Annotated in this window: 22 protein-coding genes and 3 tRNA genes; 13 read left to right on the top strand and 12 right to left on the bottom strand. The window is 59.3% G+C overall.

Going from position 1 to position 17634, the window contains the following annotated elements; genetic code table 11:
* The first annotated feature begins 930 nt into the window (after positions 1-930).
* Complete coding sequence (locus QTL94_RS28330) at positions 931-1140, top strand: helix-turn-helix transcriptional regulator (RefSeq protein WP_354666058.1); 210 nt, start codon at positions 931-933, stop codon at positions 1138-1140.
* Positions 1141-1277: 137 nt separating this feature from the next.
* On the opposite strand, the gene QTL94_RS12105 is transcribed toward QTL94_RS28330, so the two are convergent.
* The 3 genes from QTL94_RS12105 to QTL94_RS12095 all read right to left on the bottom strand — a co-directional run bounded on the left by QTL94_RS12105 (position 1278) and on the right by QTL94_RS12095 (position 3540).
* Positions 1278-1354, bottom strand: a tRNA-Arg gene (locus tag QTL94_RS12105).
* A 52-nt stretch (positions 1355-1406) separates the two neighbouring features.
* Positions 1407-1712 (bottom strand): ETC complex I subunit, encoded by a 306-nt coding sequence (locus tag QTL94_RS12100; RefSeq protein WP_065693733.1) that lies wholly within the window; start codon positions 1710-1712, stop codon positions 1407-1409.
* Between the two features lie 157 nt (positions 1713-1869).
* Positions 1870-3540 carry a phosphoethanolamine transferase gene (locus QTL94_RS12095; protein WP_289801711.1) on the bottom strand — a complete coding sequence of 557 codons (1671 nt, stop codon included), beginning with the start codon at positions 3538-3540 and terminating at the stop codon, positions 1870-1872.
* Between the two features lie 171 nt (positions 3541-3711).
* Here QTL94_RS12095 and QTL94_RS12090 point away from each other — a divergent pair.
* Positions 3712-3788 (top strand) — tRNA-Pro (locus QTL94_RS12090).
* 36 nt (positions 3789-3824) lie between these two features.
* Here QTL94_RS12090 and QTL94_RS12085 read toward each other — a convergent pair.
* Positions 3825-4091, bottom strand: a complete 267-nt coding sequence (locus QTL94_RS12085) for a DUF2277 domain-containing protein (RefSeq protein WP_289801710.1) — start codon at positions 4089-4091, stop codon at positions 3825-3827.
* 218 nt (positions 4092-4309) lie between these two features.
* The gene (locus tag QTL94_RS12080) at positions 4310-4921 is read right to left on the bottom strand and encodes a L,D-transpeptidase (protein WP_289801709.1); all 612 of its coding nucleotides are present in this window, start codon (positions 4919-4921) and stop codon (positions 4310-4312) included.
* 240 nt (positions 4922-5161) lie between these two features.
* Between QTL94_RS12080 and QTL94_RS12075 the strand changes: the two genes are divergently transcribed.
* Both QTL94_RS12075 and QTL94_RS12070 read left to right on the top strand, forming a co-directional pair.
* Complete coding sequence (locus tag QTL94_RS12075; protein ID WP_065693729.1) at positions 5162-5377, top strand: hypothetical protein; 216 nt, start codon at positions 5162-5164, stop codon at positions 5375-5377.
* A gap of 207 nt (positions 5378-5584) precedes the next feature.
* Positions 5585-6223, top strand: coding sequence for an outer membrane protein (locus tag QTL94_RS12070; protein WP_289801708.1), 639 nt, complete (start codon positions 5585-5587; stop codon positions 6221-6223).
* 63 nt (positions 6224-6286) lie between these two features.
* Here the strand turns inward: QTL94_RS12070 and QTL94_RS12065 are convergent, their stop codons facing one another.
* Both QTL94_RS12065 and QTL94_RS12060 read right to left on the bottom strand, forming a co-directional pair.
* The gene (locus QTL94_RS12065) at positions 6287-6769 is read right to left on the bottom strand and encodes a DUF192 domain-containing protein (RefSeq protein ID WP_289801707.1); all 483 of its coding nucleotides are present in this window, start codon (positions 6767-6769) and stop codon (positions 6287-6289) included.
* Complete coding sequence (locus QTL94_RS12060; protein WP_065693726.1) at positions 6769-7347, bottom strand: cold-shock protein; 579 nt, start codon at positions 7345-7347, stop codon at positions 6769-6771. Before QTL94_RS12060 ends, QTL94_RS12065 begins: the two co-directional genes overlap by 1 nt.
* A gap of 193 nt (positions 7348-7540) precedes the next feature.
* On the opposite strand from QTL94_RS12060, the gene gloA reads away from it, so the two are divergent.
* The 3 genes from gloA (at position 7541) to QTL94_RS12045 (ending at position 9477) form a co-directional block, all read left to right on the top strand.
* Positions 7541-7981, top strand: a complete 441-nt coding sequence (gene gloA / locus QTL94_RS12055) for a lactoylglutathione lyase (protein WP_289801706.1) — start codon at positions 7541-7543, stop codon at positions 7979-7981.
* Between the two features lie 157 nt (positions 7982-8138).
* Positions 8139-9206 (top strand): YcbK family protein, encoded by a 1068-nt coding sequence (locus QTL94_RS12050; protein ID WP_289801704.1) that lies wholly within the window; start codon positions 8139-8141, stop codon positions 9204-9206.
* A 196-nt stretch (positions 9207-9402) separates the two neighbouring features.
* Positions 9403-9477 (top strand) — tRNA-Glu (locus QTL94_RS12045).
* A 152-nt stretch (positions 9478-9629) separates the two neighbouring features.
* Here the strand turns inward: QTL94_RS12045 and QTL94_RS12040 are convergent.
* The 3 genes from QTL94_RS12040 to QTL94_RS12030 all read right to left on the bottom strand — a co-directional run bounded on the left by QTL94_RS12040 (position 9630) and on the right by QTL94_RS12030 (position 11831).
* A complete protein-coding gene (locus tag QTL94_RS12040) occupies positions 9630-10871 on the bottom strand; it encodes a flavin-containing monooxygenase (protein ID WP_354666057.1) in 1242 nt (413 codons plus the stop codon).
* Positions 10872-11011: 140 nt separating this feature from the next.
* On the bottom strand, positions 11012-11500 hold the full coding sequence (locus tag QTL94_RS12035; RefSeq protein WP_289801702.1) for an SRPBCC family protein: 489 nt from the start codon (positions 11498-11500) through the stop codon (positions 11012-11014).
* Positions 11475-11831, bottom strand: a complete 357-nt coding sequence (locus tag QTL94_RS12030) for an ArsR/SmtB family transcription factor (RefSeq protein WP_289801701.1) — start codon at positions 11829-11831, stop codon at positions 11475-11477. Before QTL94_RS12030 ends, QTL94_RS12035 begins: the two co-directional genes overlap by 26 nt.
* A 114-nt stretch (positions 11832-11945) precedes the next feature.
* On the opposite strand from QTL94_RS12030, the gene QTL94_RS12025 reads away from it, so the two are divergent.
* Together QTL94_RS12025 and QTL94_RS28450 are read left to right on the top strand one after the other, a co-directional pair.
* Positions 11946-12587 (top strand): dihydrofolate reductase family protein, encoded by a 642-nt coding sequence (locus tag QTL94_RS12025; RefSeq protein WP_289801700.1) that lies wholly within the window; start codon positions 11946-11948, stop codon positions 12585-12587.
* Between the two features lie 60 nt (positions 12588-12647).
* Positions 12648-12767, top strand: coding sequence for an immunity protein Imm33 domain-containing protein (locus QTL94_RS28450; protein WP_502944128.1), 120 nt, complete (start codon positions 12648-12650; stop codon positions 12765-12767).
* A gap of 88 nt (positions 12768-12855) precedes the next feature.
* Here the strand turns inward: QTL94_RS28450 and QTL94_RS28445 are convergent, their stop codons facing one another.
* A complete protein-coding gene (locus QTL94_RS28445; protein WP_502944127.1) occupies positions 12856-13131 on the bottom strand; it encodes a DUF7957 family protein in 276 nt (91 codons plus the stop codon).
* Positions 13132-13345: 214 nt separating this feature from the next.
* On the opposite strand from QTL94_RS28445, the gene QTL94_RS12020 reads away from it, so the two are divergent.
* A complete protein-coding gene (locus tag QTL94_RS12020) occupies positions 13346-13786 on the top strand; it encodes a hypothetical protein (RefSeq protein WP_289801699.1) in 441 nt (146 codons plus the stop codon).
* A gap of 204 nt (positions 13787-13990) precedes the next feature.
* Here the strand turns inward: QTL94_RS12020 and QTL94_RS12015 are convergent, their stop codons facing one another.
* Positions 13991-14407, bottom strand: a complete 417-nt coding sequence (locus QTL94_RS12015; protein ID WP_289801698.1) for a hypothetical protein — start codon at positions 14405-14407, stop codon at positions 13991-13993.
* Positions 14408-14704: 297 nt separating this feature from the next.
* Between QTL94_RS12015 and eco the strand changes: the two genes are divergently transcribed.
* From eco to chrA, 3 genes are all read left to right on the top strand, one after another.
* The gene (gene eco / locus QTL94_RS12010) at positions 14705-15208 is read left to right on the top strand and encodes a serine protease inhibitor ecotin (protein WP_289801697.1); all 504 of its coding nucleotides are present in this window, start codon (positions 14705-14707) and stop codon (positions 15206-15208) included.
* Between the two features lie 140 nt (positions 15209-15348).
* Entirely contained in the window at positions 15349-16164 is an 816-nt protein-coding gene (locus tag QTL94_RS12005) for a chromate resistance protein ChrB domain-containing protein (protein ID WP_289801696.1), read from the top strand.
* A 1-nt stretch (position 16165) separates the two neighbouring features.
* Positions 16166-17575: a chromate efflux transporter gene (chrA, locus tag QTL94_RS12000; RefSeq protein WP_289801695.1), complete on the top strand. Its 1410-nt coding sequence runs from the start codon at positions 16166-16168 to the stop codon at positions 17573-17575.
* Positions 17576-17634 lie beyond the last annotated feature (59 nt).

Below are 17634 nucleotides of genomic sequence, written 5' to 3'. Positions count from 1 at the left end.
TTCTGACCGGCTCCTCCGATATAATGCGGCGCCCGGACGCCCGGACGGAGCCAATTGCCCGACGCTTTATTTACGGGGGGTCTTTGGCACCCCACCTCTTTAGCGTTTCTCGGGGTTTCCCCTGCCGCACGATCTTGCGTTTGGCCTGGTCGGCTTCGAGGCCCGGCTTTGAAAGCGCTTCACTACGCGTTTCTCTGTCTTGCGCAGTCTCCTTACCAACGCCTCGGACTCCGGCATCGTTCTTTCCTTTGCGTGACATGCCAGTTTTCCGATTTCGACGTTGCCGTTTGGAACACGTGCAGGATTCCAATCGCGTCCATCCTTCCATAAGGCTCTTCTGCCAAGGAACGGGGGCGTGAGATGTACGTGCTAATTGCGCAGGCCTGGAGGAATCCGAGAACACGTAGGATTCGAATACGAATCCATTCGACGTTCCTCGCTCTCACGGGAACCAGCGAAATTGGTCGACCTGTTATGCGGACTCCGCCATCGGTAGTGGGCGGTCCCTTCTTGGCTCCTTCTTGACTGCTTGCTATAAGATCATTTTGCTCACGATGTGATCATTATATTCAACCTGGAGCGATTGTCAATGGCGGGATGCGAGCGCCGCAACCAGTAACGATCCGCAAATCGCGCCGGCATTGCTTCTCATATTCTCTCCAAACCGCTCAATGGATTCAACGCTCAGTCAATGCAACTATTAGCAGTAGTCGCACCCGACGAGCGAGGACGAATCCTACTAAACCATTGATTATGAACGAAATTGTTGACTATACTTTAGGTAAGCCGGCTTGATTGGGGGGCATTCCAGGTGTAACTTTGTTTGTGAGTTACACGCGCAAGACGCACCGGACAGAACCCCATGTGCACCGGATGAACGCCCAACGTGACGCCTAGTGCATAGCATCAGACCCTAAGGAGGAACCCGCAATGAGTAACTCGGATGGTCCTGGAGGCCCGGATAACCCAGGCGGCTTTTACAACACGAAGGATGTCTGCCGATTGCTCGGGGTGTGCCGGGGCACACTCATCAAGATGGTTAAAGCCGGCCTGTTCAAGAAGCCGTTCAAGTTTTATCGGCGGGGACACCATTGGGCAAAAGATTACGTACATGATTGGATACGCCAGGCCGGACGTTAGAGCGGGCGGAAACGCATCTTTCCCCGGGGCGGCCGCCCTCCGTCGAGCAACAGCGGTCACGTCGCTGTTGCGACCTCAAAACGACCTCGGCGGTCGTCGCTCAAACCGGAAATCATCATCTAAGTATCGGAAATTTTTGGCGACCCCTGCAGGAATCGAACCTGCGACAACCTGCTTAGAAGGCAGGTGCTCTATCCAGCTGAGCTAAGGGGCCGCGTGACCACGTGTTTCATCACGACGGTCATATCGGTATGCCCGGAAGCGGTTCAGTGCGTCCAGGGCTGCGTCCGCGTATAGCGGAAATTGTCGGGATAGGCCACTACCTGTCGCTGCGGATCCTTCGGCGCGATCACACGATAGTCGATACCGTTGCGCGTCGCATAGGCTTCGGCAAGTTCCTGCGTTTCGAAGGTCAGCTTGACCTGCTGGCGCATATCCGAGGACGAGGTATAGCCCATGATCGGATCGATCGTCCGTGGGGTCTCCTGATCGAACTCGAGCACCCACATATGGGTCTTTGCCTTGCCGGACTGCATCGCGGTCTTGGCTGGACGATAGATCTTGGCAGACATTGCTGCAACGCCTCCGAATTAGGGCCTTCGTATTCAAATCCTGCACGCCGTTGCCGGAGCGCTGTCTTCGTACCATCGCACGAAGAGGTGAATTTTGCTTAGCCGCGAATCCCCGCCTTTTCAAGAAAAAAGCCACGGCTCCAGAACGTTGCGGCCGTCAGCCCTTCTTCGTCGCTTGGGCAAGCGTATCGGATGTCTTGCGGCAGGTTGCGAAGAGATCGAGCTTGGCGTCGTAAACGCTGGTCGCCACGTCCATCAGGCCAAGTACGCTGTGGAAGAAATTGTCATGCGACGCCGGCTCGGCTGCTCTTGCCGCCAGGCAACCCATGTCGATCTTCGATGCGGCGCTGAAATCCGGCGACAGCCAGGCAATGATCGGAACACGGGTCTGAACGTCAGGAGCGATGATGTAGGGCGTGCCATGCAGGTAGAGGCCGTTTTCGCCAAGCGACTCGCCGTGGTCGGAGACGTAGAGCATCGACGCCGAAACCGAGTTCGCATGCTGCTTCAACTCATCGATCACCTTGGCGACGACGTGGTCGGTGAAGAGGATCGTATTGTCATAGGCGTTGACGATCTCTTCCGGTTTGCAGGAACCGAATTCCCCTGTCCGGCAATCCGGAGTGAACTTACGGAAATCGTCTGGATAGCGGCGATAATAGGCGGGGCCATGGCTGCCGAGTTGGTGAAGCACCAGAACGCTGTCCGTCTTCACATTCGCAAGCCAATCATCGAGCTTGTCGAGCAACACCGTATCCAGACATTCCCCGTCGGTGCAGAAGCGCGGATCGGCGGCATCGGGCAGGAACTTGTAGGAGACCCGGTTGGCGACGCCGTAGCTGCCGGTGTCGTTGTCCCACCATTCGACCTTGACCTTGGCGTGGCCGAGAATATCCGTCAGATTGTCCGTCTCCAGGCCTTTGCGATGCGTGTACTCTTGCCGCGGATAGACCGAGTACATGCAGGGAAGGGAAACGGCCGTCTCCGTCCCGCAGCTCGTCGCGTTAGCAAAATAGACGACGCCCCTCGCCTTCATCTCGGGATTGGTCTCGCGTGCATATCCCCCGAGCGAAAAGTCCTGCGCGCGCGCGGTCTCGCCGGCGACGATCACTGTCACGCGCGGCTTGCCGTTGGCGCTCGCCGAGCGCTGATGGGCATCGGTACCGAGCGGCCGACGCACAATGTTGCGATCCTCCTCCGACGCAAACACAAACCGTGCAACGCTGCCGATCGGCAGGAACGGATTGAGCGTCAGCATGATATCCCTGTGCAGCCGCCCGACCGCCGCAAATGTCTGAGAGAACCCCAGGCCCGCGGCGACGAAAATGGCTAGGCACGGCACGATCACCGCCATGTTCCAGGCAAACTTCTTCAGGAACGGCCGGTGCACCACCCTCACCCAGATGATGAAGAGCGACGGCAGTATGCCGGTCAGGAAAACGTGGAAGAGAAATGCGGGCGTAATCAGATGCGCCGATTCAGCGCGCGTCGTCACCGCCGCGTTGCGGATCATCTCCTTGTCGATAATGACGCCGAACTGATCGTTGAACCATGCAGCGATCACCGAAATCAGGATGAAGATGATGAGCGCAGGCTTGATAAGATATTTTACCGACGGTGTCGTCATCGCTGCGATCATGAGTGCGGCGATTGCAACAACGAACGCCACAAAGGCATAGGGTGTTGGCGCGAGATACCCGTAGGCTCGCGTCCAGAATGTGTGGTTCGCAACAACAAGAATGTAAATGGCAGTCAGAACCGACAGCGTCACGCTGCCAATACGCGGACGCGCGCTCCGCGCCGGCGCCGCTACGTCGAAATCTTCCAAAATGTATCTCCGGATGCGAGAACCGAGGGCTGGCCGCAGCCATCACGCCTTCCAGACGGAGATGTCAATCTTTTCTGACATCGACCTGAACGGCTGTGAAGAACCTTCCGGACAAATCATTTTAGTTATTGCGGCTTAGGAACGAACCGTGTATTGCGCTCCTCGTCGGCACGGAGTGTAGCGCAGTCTGGTAGCGCATCTGGTTTGGGACCAGAGGGTCGGGAGTTCGAATCTCTCCACTCCGACCACTTTCCCCCTAGTTTATCATCATCATTCGCCGGTTCCTAAGCGAACCGGGCCGCCGTTCTTGCGCGCGCTTTGGCCGCGACTTCTTCGCGGTCACGGGGTGGCTGCGAGGTTTCCAGCGAATCGAGCAGCGCGCGTGCGCATGCTGCGATGGAGCTGACTGCCTGGTCGAATGCGATTTCATTGCGCTTCGATGGTTTGGTCGTTCCGCTCAGTTTGCGAACAAACTGGAGCGCGGCGTCATGGATTTCGTCATCCGTTGCCGGCGGATCGAAGTTGAACAACGGCTTGATGTTTCGACACATGTTTCGCCTCCTGAACACCTGCCTCTGCCGTCGAAAGGCAGCTGACCGGAATAGAAGTAGTCGAATCACGGAAGGTGGCAACCGGTACCGGACGGAACGCTCCTCTGCATCGCGGCAGGTTTCGAACGCCTGCCGGGCAGAGCGCCACAGAAACATGGACTACGGCGGCCACCGAGACCAAACCTAGGCGCATGCCGCGCGCCGATGACGAGATGACTTCAGCGCTCGACGATGACCCTCGTTCCCGGCTGGACCATCTCGTACAGTTCCTCGACGTCCTGGCGATACATGCGAAAACATCCGCTCGACGCATTGGTGCCGATCGAGGACGGATCATTCGTGCCGTGGATGCGCAGCAGCCCGTCGGCCAGATAAATTGCTCGGGTCCCAAGCGGGTTCTTCGGCCCCGGCCCGACGACCGCGGGGAGCCTAGGATTCTTCTGGCGCATACTCGCTGTCGGTCGCCACTCGGGGTGCTCCCGCTTCGATACTACCCGCGTCGATCCGTACCATTGCTTGCCGTCGCGGCCGACGGCAATCGGGTAAACGTACTGCTCGCCCCATGATGTCGTGTAGACCAACGTGTGTTCCCGCGTGGCGATGACGATGGTTCCAGCTGTCCGCCGTGTCGACGGCGCCCTCCGCTCCCGCGGCGGCTCGCGATAACGAGGCATTGGCTCATAAACAGGCGGTGGCGGATAAGCGCCATACGGATCGTCATAGCCGTAGCCGCCATACCCGTCATAGCCGTCGTAGGGCCCATAAACCTGGGCCTGCGCCTGAAACACTGTCAGCAAAAGCGCTGCAGCGAGGAGAGCCAGCAATCTCATTTTTTGCCATCCACTGTTGTAAAAGCATGGTTGGGCCGAACTCTATGGCGGCACTATGGCCAACTGCCATGACGAGTGCCGTGTTCCCATCCCGGCACGCTCCCCGGGATACAGGCGAGACGGCAGGTCCTGTTAAAATCTCTTGACGGGGACCATTGCCGTTTTCTGATTTTGCGCGAACTTACTGATTACTATCTCCGTTCCGGCGGTGCCGGACGAGCCTCAAGGTTGGAGGGAAAAATGGACCTGCCGAAACTTCGAGAAGACTACCAGCAGAAGATCAAGGAACACGAGGAGCACATTCAGACGCTTCGGGAAAACAAGGCACAGCACTTCGTGCAGGAGGGTAACGGCCCCTTGAAAAACATCACGAAACAGATCGAAGACGAGTATCACCGTCATATCGAGGGCTATGCCGCGCTGATTGCGCAGATCGACGCCATCCTCGGCGTCTAGCACCGGATAGCGCTCGTCCGGCGGCAGGGTCTCCTGCCGTCCTCTCGTCATTCCCGCACCCATGGCGGGCAGATGGCTTGGCCCCGCATGCAAAAAATACACGCGTCGCGAAAGCCTCGCGCCTCATCAGTCGGAAACCCATTGTTAAGGTTGTATATCGTATATTTACCATATTGCATGGTAAATCATTAACCTTGGGAGTGCCGAATGAAGTCCTTGAGCGCAAGTGCAGCGCTGCTCGCGGTCGTGCTTGCAATGCCGGCCTATGCTGCAGATCTCGTTGAGGTGCCGATGCAGCCTGCCCCGGTGGCCGCTCCGGTGTTTAGCTGGACAGGTCCATATGGTGGCTTGAGAGGCGGCATGAGCTTCACCAACGGTGACTTCAACGTCCTCGGCACAGATTCTTCGCAGCACTATAACGGCGGCCAGATCGGCGGCTTCCTTGGTGCGAACTACCAGATGGACACGATTGTCATCGGTATTGAAGGCGATCTCGGCTACACCTGGGATCAGAAGGAATCCGATTTCCTCGGCTCCGGCGTCGAAGCTGGCACGGATCTATCGGGCTCTGTTCGCGCACGCCTCGGCTACGCCTTTGACCGCGCACTGCTCTACACCACGGCCGGCTGGACGGGCCAGCGCGCCTACATCGAGACCAACGGCGACAAGGAAGACAAGACCTTCAACGGCTGGACGATCGGCGCTGGCGTCGATTACGCGTTCACGGACAACGTCTTCGGACGCGCCGAGTATCGCTACAACGACTACGGCAGCAAGACCATTCGCGGCACCGATGTTGATCTCGACCAACATCTCGTCTCGGCCGGTATCGGTCTCAAGTTCTAGGCTGCCGTCGTCACCGGCAGCACACGCGCTCGACGCCTGATCCGGCGGTCGTTTGGTGCGGCGCTACTTACGCTTGGTCGTGGTAGCGCTCATGACCCTGTCACCGGTCTTGATACCGAGCCTAGCGGTCACGCCTGCATTCAGCTCGATGACGTATTTCACCGACGTCATCGAGTCGATGATATCTTCCGAATAGGGCACCGCGTTCTGCTTGATGTTGCGGATCGTCCCTGTCGAATCCACGAACAGCATATCGAGCGGCAGAATGGTATTTTCCATCCACATCTGAACCCGGCGAGAAACGCCGAAATCAAAGATCATGCCCGCGTCTTGCGCCATCTGCTTGCGATACATCAGGCCACGCTGACGCTGTTCGTTGGTATCGGCGACCTCAACGATGAAATTGAATGTCTTGCCGGATGCCGTCTGGATGACCAACGGCTCCTTGTCGAAGGTCATGGGTTCCTGGGCGAACACAGGAAAGACCAGCATGAAAAAAAGCGCCGCAAGGGCGCTTCTGATCGTATGGGCAGAGAGTGTACGCATCAGTGCGCGCGGCTCGTGGGGCTCGGAACATCCGGGTGGATTTCCGCCGCCATCAGGCCCTTGTCACCGTCACCGAAACGAACGAGCACGACCTGACCGGGCCGCAGCTCGGTAAGACCAAAACGACGCAGCGTCTCCATGTGAACGAAGATGTCTTCAGTCCCCTCGCCGCGTGTCAGGAAGCCGAAGCCCTTCGTGCGGTTGAACCACTTGACCAGCGCCCGCTCGAGGCCGCTTGTTGCCGTCACCTGCACATGGGTGCGCACGGGAGGCAGCTGCGACGGATGAACCGCCGTGGACTGATCCATCGAAAGAATCTTGAACGCCTGATAGCCACGCTCGCGGCGCTGGATGAGCGCGACGATGCGGGTACCTTCGAGAATGGTCTGGAAGCCGTCGCGGCGAAGGCAGGTCACATGCAGAAGAACGTCCTGCATACCGTTGTCGGGGACAATGAAGCCAAACCCTTTGGCCACGTCGAACCACTTCACAACGCCGGTGATCTCAATGAGATCGATCGCGTCTCCCGCGAGTTGATCGAGGTCGGTGAATTCCTTCGATGAAATCCTGTCAGCCATTTCGCCAGCCCCCTCAATACGCGTCACACTGTTACGGTTAACTGATTCTTGAGATCAAGATTAACATGTTGGTAACGGATTAGCGCAAGTCCTACTTTCCGATTATTCGCAGTTCATAATCATACCCCTGTGTCTTGCCCGAAGCTGACGTTCTGCCACATAACATCGGGCCTGCATTTAGAGAGGAAACAGAATGCGTTATCTACACACGATGGTCCGCGTGAAGGACCTGGACGCCTCCCTGCATTTTTATGGGACGCTCTTCGGCCTGGAGGAAGTTCGCAGGATCGACAACGAAAAAGGCCGGTTCACCCTGGTTTTTCTCGCCGCTCGCGACGACAAGGCGGATGCGACATCGAAAGGCGCCCCGTGCCTCGAGCTCACCTATAACTGGGACACCGAAGACTATACCGGCGGGCGCAATTTCGGCCACCTCGCCTACGAGGTCGACGACATCTACGCAACATGCCGGAACCTGATGGACAACGGCATCACGATCAACCGTCCGCCGCGTGACGGCCACATGGCCTTCGTGCGGTCTCCGGATGGCATTTCGATCGAGATTCTCCAGAAGGGCGGCAGCCTTCCAAGCGCCGAGCCATGGGCTTCGATGGCCAATACCGGCGCCTGGTAGGCCGAGGCTTTTGCGAGGCTTGCGGCTTTTGCGATTTCCTGACCGCGTGTCCGGATCACGCTTGTAGCCGCCGGCCCACGCGGGCACTCTCCGCACGACTCGAGGCGAAGAGCGCATCATCTGCTGCGTTCTCCGCCATCCATTGGAGAATGCTCGCTTGCTCGCTGTTGAAAAGCGGATGCCCCTCGGGGCCACCTTTCTGATCGCTGCGTCCGCCATGACGCTTTGCAGCTGCGTGTCCGAAAAGAACTCGGTTGACGCTGTCTTGGCAGTGACACCGGCGCAAGCTGCTGCCACCACGGCCGCAGCGCAGGCGGCACAAGGCGCGGCGCCTGCAGCGTCCGGCTATCGCGATCCGATGATTGCCAATGTGTCCGGCGCCGCTTCCGCGACCACAGACCCAGCGACCGCCCAACCCGCCGCCGTGGGCTCCGCGGCTTCGGCCCCCGCCAATATCGGTGGTCTCGCAATGCAGTCGACCGGTATCAACGCCGAAGCCATGAGCATCTTTTCGGTGCGCACGGTGCCGCAGAACAATTCCACATCGACACAGCTGCAGCCGGGAAATGCCTACGCACCGGGCGGCGTCAACGCAGTGCGCTCCAGCGTCTACAGCAGTCAGCTTCCCATCGAGCAGACGCCGCAGGCGGGTCAGGCAACCCAGCCACAGCAATCCTCGCAGAATACCAGCACGCAGTTCGCGCCGGCCCAGACCGCGTCGCTGGCGACGAACGCACTCCCCGGCCAGACGATGAACGCGCTCTACACGGCGCCGAAGCAGAACCTCCTCGGCAGCCTCTCCGGTCTGCTGCAGAAAGCATCCTTGCCGGGAATGACGCGAACGGCGCCGAACGGCCTGCTGATCCAGAACGACAAGGTGGAAGTCGGCTGCTTCAAGCCGGATCTGATGAATGTCATCAAATCCGTCGAAACCCATTTCGGAAAGCCCGTCGTCGTCACGTCGGGCTATCGCGATGCCGAACACAACCGGATGGTCGGCGGCGCGGAAGAATCGATGCACAAGACCTGCGACGCGGCCGACATCCAGATCTCCGGCGTCTCGAAGTGGGATGTCGCGAGCTACATCCGCTCGCTGCCAAACCGCGGCGGCGTCGGAACCTATTGCCATACAGACTCCGTCCATCTCGACACCGGCAAGAACCGGGACTGGAACTGGGGATGTGGCGGCAGAGGCCCTCAAACGACCATCGCACGGGCCCTCTGACGCCCGGCCGAGAATAGGCTGACGTTACGTCAGCACCGTCACGAATTTAAGAAGATCCACACATAGGCGCTTGATTTACAACCGCTAATAGCTTTTTCGCGCCTGCAAAAATATCCCGTCATTTTTTTGTAAAAAATCGAAATTGGCGCTTGCGGGATTCGCGATGCCTGACTATAAGGGCGCCACCACGAAGGAAGCGCCCTTCGTCTATCGGTTAGGACACCAGATTTTCATTCTGGGAAGAGGGGTTCGACTCCCCTAGGGCGTGCCACTTCTCTGATTTCATTGATTTTTATCACAATGAATAGAGAGCGGTTTCGAGAGCCGCATCAATGCATCCGGTAGCCCGGCAGCGTCGCCTGCGCCTTCGATCACCGCAGGTACCGATCACACGCCTAGCCTAGCGGCAGGGTCCTTCGCGATTCAGGTCATCGACGATCGCGAATCTCTCACTATGTGTTCGACAAGACGAGGCGCCTCCTCCGCGATCGCCAATATGATGCCTGACTTGCGCGTGGACGCGAAATCCAGTCCGGCGAAGTAGAGTCCCGGTAGAGCGCTCACGCCATCCGTGTGAACCGGCTGTCCGGCAGCGTTGAGCGCTCCGGGAAGCCCGACGTAGCCGAAATCGCCCTTGAAACCTGTGCACCACACTACGCTGGTCACTCCGGAGCGCGCGAGATCAAGCGAAACGATGGCGGTATCCGGCTTACGCCATACGACCGTCTCCGCCGGATCGGGCTCCGCAGCCGGCGCGTCGATTCCCGCTCGGTCGATATAGTCGTCGATATGGCGTTTGGCGTTGGAGGAAGCTTCATCCCCGAAGCGCACATTCGGCCCGACCTCGTCCGCGAACGACAGGCTGCCATTATCGGCAACGCCGGTCAGCCGCCCGAGAAGCACGATACCTTGGGCAGCGAGCGACTGAAGGCTGATCGTATGCTCCGACCCGAGCACGCCACGCGGAGGGATACGGCCAGCAAGCCGTATAACCTCCTCTCGCCGCACGTCGAGAAACCCGCTTTCCTCGAGCCAGAGCATGACGTCGCGCGCCCGATACCGCCGCGGGAGCCGCCCCACTCGACTGGTCGCAAGGAAGACCGCCCGCCCCGCCTCCGCCAGTTCTTCCGCGATCTGGGCGCCTGATTGACCACTCCCGACCACCAACACCGCTCCGGCAGGCAGATCGGCGGCACTGCGGTAGCCGGAAGCGTCGACCTGATAGATGCCAGCCGGCAATGCATCCGACGCGCTCGGACGGACGGCACAGTTCAGGTTGCCGCTTGCGACGACAACGTTGCGTGCTTTGAGCATGCCGCGCGAGGTGGTGAGCCGATAGACGCCATGCTTCTGCACAAGTTCGCTCACCACGGTATCCGTTTCGATCGGCAGCGCATTCCTACCGGCGAAATCCTCAAGCAGGGCCACGAACTGGTCGCGCCTGAGAACACCCTGGGGGTCCGGCCCGTCATAACGGTCGCCGGGCATGATCGTCTGCACGTTGGGCGTATTCATGTGAAAGGCATCCCAGCGCTGCGTGCGCCAGGTCTCTCCTATGCGCCCCCGCTCCAGCACGCGATGGCGCAGACCCTTCCGCGCCAGCCAATAGCTGACACCAAGGCCCGCCCAGCCGGCTCCGACGACGACAGCATCTAGAACATCCAAGCTGCCATTCAGTTGCCGTGGTGATCGCATGATCGGCATCCCCAGCCATCCCCGCGCGGCATTAAGCCTTGTTCATCGCAGCCTGTCCAGCCGCACCCTCAGTACGCGTGCCGGACACCACCGGCAGATTGGCCGGCCGTTCAGCCGTCCAGCCAGGCAGCAAGGCCCTCCAGCGTCTGCAGACCGTATTCGACCGCGCCGAAGCCGATGACGAAGCGACGCCGCTCGGGAGTGGGATGGAGTTGGCGCAGCGTAAGCACCGTCTTGCCGTCGGTCTGCTCATCGAAGGTTACCGTGACGCGGAAACGATCGGGATCATCGGGATCGGGCGTGCCATAATCCATCACGATCCGCTCGTTCGGCACGATCGTCAGGAAGCGCATCAGGTTCGCAAAGCGCTGCTCCCGGCCCTCGAACACGCCCACCATATCGAACCGCCAGAGCCCGCCCTCGCGGATATCGGCTTCGTGGCTCTCGATCGCAAGACCCGCCGGTCCGTACCATTGCGCCAGTGCATTGGGGTCCATCCAGGCGGCAAAGACCTTGTCGCGCGGGTGGTTCAACACCTTGACCAATACGACTTCGCGATCCAGCGACCAGGTGTCAAACAGGTTTGCCATTATCTCCATCCTCCTCTTCCGTCTTATCAAGATAGACTTCCAGTCGGTCCAACCGCTCGGTCCAGCGCCGGCGCTCCGCCTGCATCCAGTCCGCCGCTTCCTCGAACCGCGCCTGCACCAGCCGGCACCAGCGGCTGCGCCCGCGCTTCTCGCTGGCAATCAGCCCGCAATCCTCGAGCACCTTCAGATGCTGGGCGAAGGATGGCAGCGCCATGTCGAAAGGCTCGGCCAGAACACTGACCGGCACCTCACCCTCGGACAGCCGCGAGACCACCGCGCGGCGCGTCGGGTCACTGAGAGCGTGAAAGGCAAGATCGAGAGGGGTCGAATGGTAGGGCATGTGACTCACTAAGACGGGTTGGAGCTGCAGTCAAGAATAATAAGGCACTTGCCTTACTATTGAGTTCACGTAAGATCGGGGCGGTTAGCCAACAACTTCGCAAGGAGAACTCCAGTGGCAGTTCGTGTCGATCTCATGATCTCGCTCGACGGTTTCGCGACAACGACGGACCAGACGCCAGAAGTCCCGTTCGGCGAGGACTGGCCGCGTCTCGTCGGCGCCTACACTGCAACGCGAACGTTCCGCGAGCGCGTGCTCAAGGATACCAGTGGGGCTGGGACCACCGGTGTCGATGACGATTATGCGAGAGAATACTTTGCTGACGTCGGCGCCGAGATCATGGGCGCCGGCATGTTCGGTCTGCACGCCTTCCCCGACGACCCGAACTGGCGCGGCTGGTGGGGAGAAGAGCCGCCCTTCCGGATCCCGGTCTTCGTTCTCACTCACAAAACCCGCCCTTCCCTGCAAATGGCTGGCGGCACCACGTTCCATTTCATCAGCGCCACCCCGGTCGATGCGCTCCAGCAGGCTATCGAGGTCGCGGGCGGCAAAGACGTGCGGATCGGCGGCGGCCCAACGGTCGTTCGCGACTTCCTGAAGGCAGGCCTTGTCGACCGTCTGCATGTAGCAATCACCCCCATCCTGCTCGGGCGCGGGATACGCCTGTGGGACGAGCTGCGCGGCCTGGAAACCGGCTACACCGTCAAGGCGGACACCGCACCGAGCGGCACCATCCACCTCACCTTCCAGCGCTAGTTTTTATGACCCGAGGCGCCCCTGGGCTGCATAGCTGCCCGGGGCTGGCAAGTCGCGCACTTGAACAGGCGATGCCCGGCCTCAATCCGCTATCTGGCCCTTCCGCCCGGATGGCGCTTTCTGGCTGCGCTTGACTATGAGGACGTCTGGTTCGACAGCGGACTTGTCGCCAGAGATTGAGAGCTTGAAAATGATCGCTCCTGGCGCAAAGCGATCGACTGTCGATCTCGGCCATTGGCTTTAGCGGCGTTCGCCACGCTCGCAGTCACTACTTCGTAAACGACCGTTCAAGCACGAAGCCCGTTTGTACATCTATGAGATGGCGCCAGCCGCTGTAGGTGTGGGCATAAAGATGTTTTTCAACTAAGCAGATTGAGACGTACTGCTCCGTTGCTCGGTCGCCATTGGCAGACCAAAGGATGTTGCCGCTCTCGCCAGTAGCCCACAGACATGCCGTCGCAGGAGCACTACCCGACACGTCAAGCAGCCAAAGCTTGGTGTCGCCTATTTCGACGCTGGCCAGAACTGGTTGGCTTGGAAGCATTTTTCTTCAACTTGGGCGTTTGCGCAGTCGTGGCACTAAATGTGCTTTAGCATAGAGCATACAGGTACAATGTCCGCAATTGGCGTTCGTCTGCATACGGTCCAACCAGCCATCACGCCATCGTGGATAGATTTTTACTGGTTGCATTATGGAATGCATTATCGCGCCCAGGTTATTTTCATAGATGGAACCCTATGAAGACTCCCGAGCGAGAATGATCAACAAAGCGACCTACAATAGACGCAGCGAACTCACGATATTCGCAAACCTTGGGGCATTCATATTGCTTCGTATCGCGATATTCGCTTTCGATCTGAACCTATCGCCATCCGATTGCCTATTGCTTGGTATACCAATGGCAATCGGTTCATTTATTTGGAACTTCCGTCCCGGCTTGGACCTCGCATTCCAAGCTCAGCAAGCTAAAGCCAGTTCTGAGGATGAGTTTACACGGCTGTTCAAGATTGCTGCGGGATGTGTCTTTATCGCAGTTCTCTTTGCGGGGGGATTGGCTGTCATCGCCTTGAATCCGCCAGTGAAGCATCTGGAAAAAGCCAGGCTGATCGCCCTTCTTGCACCGCCGATCCTAGCAATGCTCGCCCCGAGGATCATTGCCATATTCAGGCTCCTGGCAGATAGCTATCATAGGATTTAGACGCCGGCCCCAGTCCAGCGGGAAATCGCACCGGAGCGGAACATCCGTCTCACGTTCCAGCAGTCGTCCATCATCCGAGGCGATCCTGGGCTGCATGGCAACATTCTCAATCTGTTGCCGACGCAGCTTGCACGCCTAACGGACTTTGGCCGCCCGGTTTCGTCTTTATCATACGCCCGTGCCTGCCGCCCAGATGGTATCAGCCTAGTTTCTTCGAACGCTATTACACGCAACAAGCATCTTCTCGTCAGCTATGACGCGCTGACCGTTACCGCGCTGCCACATGCTCTGGAGCCAAAAACTATGCGTGTCAGACATCCTGCTGTTGGGGACCAGGATGAATGGGGCGGGCTCATCCGAGCGATAGGTTTCGGCAAAATGCTTCGCGTCGTCCAGGCTGGGAAGTTGCAACGCAACCCCTTCATAGCCGTCAGGACCCTGCAGATGATATTTTCTTGCATCATCCCCGATCTGGGTAAGCTTGAACTTCATCGGCAGGGTGCTCAGGCTGACGCATGTGTCCGCAGCGTTGCACGCTCCCCATACAGAGCACGACCATGGTGGCGGCCCCGGTTGCTCCACCGCCATCGCCGCCGATAGAGGGAAAAGAAGCATAAGCATTACCCAAAATCTCATAGGCGCTGTTCCTCGATAGGGCTGGTTTGTCGCCAACATAACTTACCTATGATAATCCACTAGAATGGATACACAGCTGGGGCCAGATGGCGCCCTAATTAGGTCTGTTCTCCCGATGATTGCAATGTCTGCTTGGCGCAAAACGGTCGGTCGAAGGCCCTCGTAAAATCTCCCGAGGTGAGAGCATTGCGAGACTGCAAAACTGGCTATACGCTTCTTGATCAAGGACGATAGCACTGTCGGCAACCCAACCTCGGCATCAAGAAGGGCAACAGGTCAAAGATGGCAACTTCATTTTGGGTGGCTAGAGCAGCGAAACACGCGATTCGAGTTCTGGTTTTCCTTTCGCTCGCAGTCAGCGGGGTCTTAGCGACTGAGTCCCGGCTGGCACGGGACGAATTGAAGGCATTTCCCGAGGCGCCCGCGGGACAGCAACGGCACGTCATCTTCCTTCCAAAGCGTACAGACGAAGATGCGCGACGGGTTGGCGTGATCGTTGGCCGAACCGAATTGGTGGACTGCAATCGGCATACCTTTGGCGCCCGGTTGGAGACGCGTACGGTCGATGGCTGGGGATATGACTACTACGTCGTCACCGGGGTTGGCGCCGTCGCGAGTACGCAAATGGCCTGCCCAGGTAGCGCCAAGAAAAAAGCGTTCGTGCGTAGCTCGGACGAGCCACTCTTACGATACAACAGCAGACTTCCCCTCGTCGTGTTCGCACCTGCCGACGTGGAAATCCGGTACCGAATCTGGAAAGCCGGCCCAGAGCGAACGGCAGACTGACCAGCTTCGTTCATCGCTTCTCGTGCTTGACAGGGCGGTCCGGCTCTGAGAATTTCGCTTGATGGGGCAGCGATCGCCCCACGAGGCCACGGCCGAAGAATCGCGTCCTGTAAACCCGCTTCAACGGAGGACGCGCCATCATGCCGTCATTTCTTGAAATCACATCAGACAAGCTTAACCGCATCGTGGGCACGCCTGGCGCGCCGACGCTGATCGACGTCCGGATCGACGAGGATTTCGATGCCGACGCGCGTCTGCTCCCCGGCTCCGTCAGGCACGACTACCGTACGGTCGGGGAATGGGGACCGTCACTTACCGGATCGGCCGTCATCATTTGCCAACAGGGCCGCAAGCTCAGCCACGGCGTGGCTGCCCATCTCCGACACGCCGGGATCGCCGCCGAAGTGCTCGAGGGTGGCTTCGAGGCATGGCGGCAGGCAGACGGGCTTCTCGTTCCGGAAGACAAGCTCCCCCGTCGCGATGATCGCGGCCGCACCGTCTGGGTGACGCGCTCGCGTCCGAAGATCGACAGGATCGCCTGCCCGTGGCTGATCCGGCGGTTTGTTGACCCTAATGCCGTCTTCCTCTTCGTTCCGGCATCGGAAGTTGCGCTTGTCGGCGATCGCTTCGGGGCGACGCCCTTCGACATCGAAGAGGTGTTCTGGTCCCACCGGGGCGAACTCTGCACCTTCGACGTCATGATCGAGGAGTTCGGCCTGAAATCCCGCCCTCTCCTGCACCTGGCGACCATCGTACGGGGCGCGGACACGGCGCGGCCGGAGCTTGCGCCCGAGGTCGCGGGGCTGCTTGCAGCATCACTCGGACTGTCCCGCATGTTCAACGACGATCTGGAGCAACTGGAAGCAGGCCTGACGCTTTACGACGCTTTCTATCGGTGGTGCCGGGACGCGACCAGCGAAACCCATAACTGGCCCAACGCCAAGGCAGGACAGTAACATGGCAGCCGTGGTCAACGAAGATGCCCGATCGTCCGGAACGGGCGATCATGAACTGCCGTTCTCCGAGGGAGTGAAGGTCTGGGCAAGAGTGGCGGCACTGAGCTTCGGCGGCCCCGCCGGCCAGATCGCCGTCATGCACAGGATCATCGTGGAGGAGAAGCGCTGGATCGGCGAAGAACGGTTCCTGCATGCTCTGAACTACTGCACGCTCCTGCCCGGCCCCGAGGCACAGCAACTGGCGATCTACATCGGCTGGCTGTTGCACAAGACCAAGGGAGGCATCGTCGCCGGAACACTGTTTGTGCTTCCCGGCGCGGTCGCGATCATGGGGTTGAGCTGGATCTACGCGATCTTCGGCAATGCCGCCGCGGTTCAAGCATTGTTCTTCGGGCTCAAGGCGGCCGTTCTGGCCATCGTGCTCGGGGCAGTCCTTCGCATCGGCAGCCGATCACTGAAGAATAAGGTGATGATGAGCCTTGCGGCCGCTGCTTTCGTTGCTCTTTGGCTTTTCCAGGCTCCGTTTCCATTGGTGGTGGTCACCGCCGGCCTGATCGGCTTTATCGGCGGCAAGGCTGGCTGGGCTGCGTTCTCGACAGGGGGAAGCCATGGAAAGATCAGCGGCAGACAGGTCGCGGACGCCGACAGTTTGCTCGGTGAAGGTGTGCCGGCGCATACGCGTCCAAATGCCGTCTGGTTGCTGAAGGTCGCAGCGGTTGGTGCGGTCGCATGGTTTGGACCGATCATTCTCCTGTTCGCGTTCCTCGGTTCCCACAACGTCTTTTCCGATATCGCCGTGTTTTTCTCCAAGATGGCGATGGTGACATTCGGCGGGGCCTACGCGGTGCTGTCCTACGTTGCCCAGGAGGCGGTGAACCACTACGGCTGGCTGAAGCCCGGCGAGATGCTGGACGGCTTGGGCCTTGCGGAGACGACACCCGGTCCGCTGATCATGGTGACCCAGTTCGTTGGGTTCATGGGCGCCTATCGCGCGCCCGGCGGACTCTCGCCGTTGCTTGCCGGAACGCTTGGGGGCCTGCTGACGACGTGGGTCACCTTCGTTCCCTGCTTCCTGTGGATCCTGCTCGGCGCTCCGTTCATGGAGACTCTGCGTCGCAACAAGGCCCTCTCTGCGGCACTGGCGGCCATCACGGCCGCGGTGGTGGGCATCATCCTCAACCTCGCCGTATGGTTCGCCCTGCACGTCCTGTTCTCAGAAGTCCGAAAGGTGAGCGGCTTTGGAATGACGCTCGACGTGCCGGTTCTGAGTTCCGTCAACCTGCCGTCGCTGGTGCTGACGATTGCTGCCGTCATTGCGGTGTTCCGTTTCAAGGTCGGCATGCTGACAGTGCTGGCGTCAAGCGCAGTTGTGGGACTGGCCTATGGCCTGACGTTTGGAGTCCATCCGTGAGCGCTTCACGCCCGCGTTATTTCTTCTTCTCTTGATCGTGGTGCCACTTGATGGCGAAG

The organism is Rhizobium sp. S96, assembly GCF_030382195.1.
Classification (GTDB): domain Bacteria; phylum Pseudomonadota; class Alphaproteobacteria; order Rhizobiales; family Rhizobiaceae; genus Rhizobium.
The sequence above is the reverse complement of the archived record's forward strand: the minus strand, read 5'-3'. Positions and strand labels throughout refer to the sequence as shown.

Excerpts from the sequence above, each read along its gene's own strand:
- QTL94_RS28330 (WP_354666058.1), top strand. The coding sequence starts at position 931 with ATGAGTAACTCGGATGGTCCTGGAGGCCCGGATAACCCAGGCGGCTTT.
- QTL94_RS12100 (WP_065693733.1), bottom strand. The coding sequence starts at position 1,712 with ATGTCTGCCAAGATCTATCGTCCAGCCAAGACCGCGATGCAGTCCGGC.
- QTL94_RS12085 (WP_289801710.1), bottom strand. The coding sequence starts at position 4,091 with ATGTGTCGAAACATCAAGCCGTTGTTCAACTTCGATCCGCCGGCAACG.
- QTL94_RS12080 (WP_289801709.1), bottom strand. The coding sequence starts at position 4,921 with ATGAGATTGCTGGCTCTCCTCGCTGCAGCGCTTTTGCTGACAGTGTTT.
- QTL94_RS12075 (WP_065693729.1), top strand. The coding sequence starts at position 5,162 with ATGGACCTGCCGAAACTTCGAGAAGACTACCAGCAGAAGATCAAGGAA.
- QTL94_RS12070 (WP_289801708.1), top strand. The coding sequence starts at position 5,585 with ATGAAGTCCTTGAGCGCAAGTGCAGCGCTGCTCGCGGTCGTGCTTGCA.
- QTL94_RS12065 (WP_289801707.1), bottom strand. The coding sequence starts at position 6,769 with ATGCGTACACTCTCTGCCCATACGATCAGAAGCGCCCTTGCGGCGCTT.
- QTL94_RS12060 (WP_065693726.1), bottom strand. The coding sequence starts at position 7,347 with ATGGCTGACAGGATTTCATCGAAGGAATTCACCGACCTCGATCAACTC.
- gloA (WP_289801706.1), top strand. The coding sequence starts at position 7,541 with ATGCGTTATCTACACACGATGGTCCGCGTGAAGGACCTGGACGCCTCC.
- QTL94_RS12035 (WP_289801702.1), bottom strand. The coding sequence starts at position 11,500 with ATGGAGATAATGGCAAACCTGTTTGACACCTGGTCGCTGGATCGCGAA.
- QTL94_RS12030 (WP_289801701.1), bottom strand. The coding sequence starts at position 11,831 with ATGCCCTACCATTCGACCCCTCTCGATCTTGCCTTTCACGCTCTCAGT.
- QTL94_RS28445 (WP_502944127.1), bottom strand. The coding sequence starts at position 13,131 with ATGCTTCCAAGCCAACCAGTTCTGGCCAGCGTCGAAATAGGCGACACC.
- QTL94_RS12020 (WP_289801699.1), top strand. The coding sequence starts at position 13,346 with ATGATCAACAAAGCGACCTACAATAGACGCAGCGAACTCACGATATTC.
- QTL94_RS12015 (WP_289801698.1), bottom strand. The coding sequence starts at position 14,407 with ATGCTTATGCTTCTTTTCCCTCTATCGGCGGCGATGGCGGTGGAGCAA.
- eco (WP_289801697.1), top strand. The coding sequence starts at position 14,705 with ATGGCAACTTCATTTTGGGTGGCTAGAGCAGCGAAACACGCGATTCGA.
- QTL94_RS12005 (WP_289801696.1), top strand. The coding sequence starts at position 15,349 with ATGCCGTCATTTCTTGAAATCACATCAGACAAGCTTAACCGCATCGTG.
- chrA (WP_289801695.1), top strand. The coding sequence starts at position 16,166 with ATGGCAGCCGTGGTCAACGAAGATGCCCGATCGTCCGGAACGGGCGAT.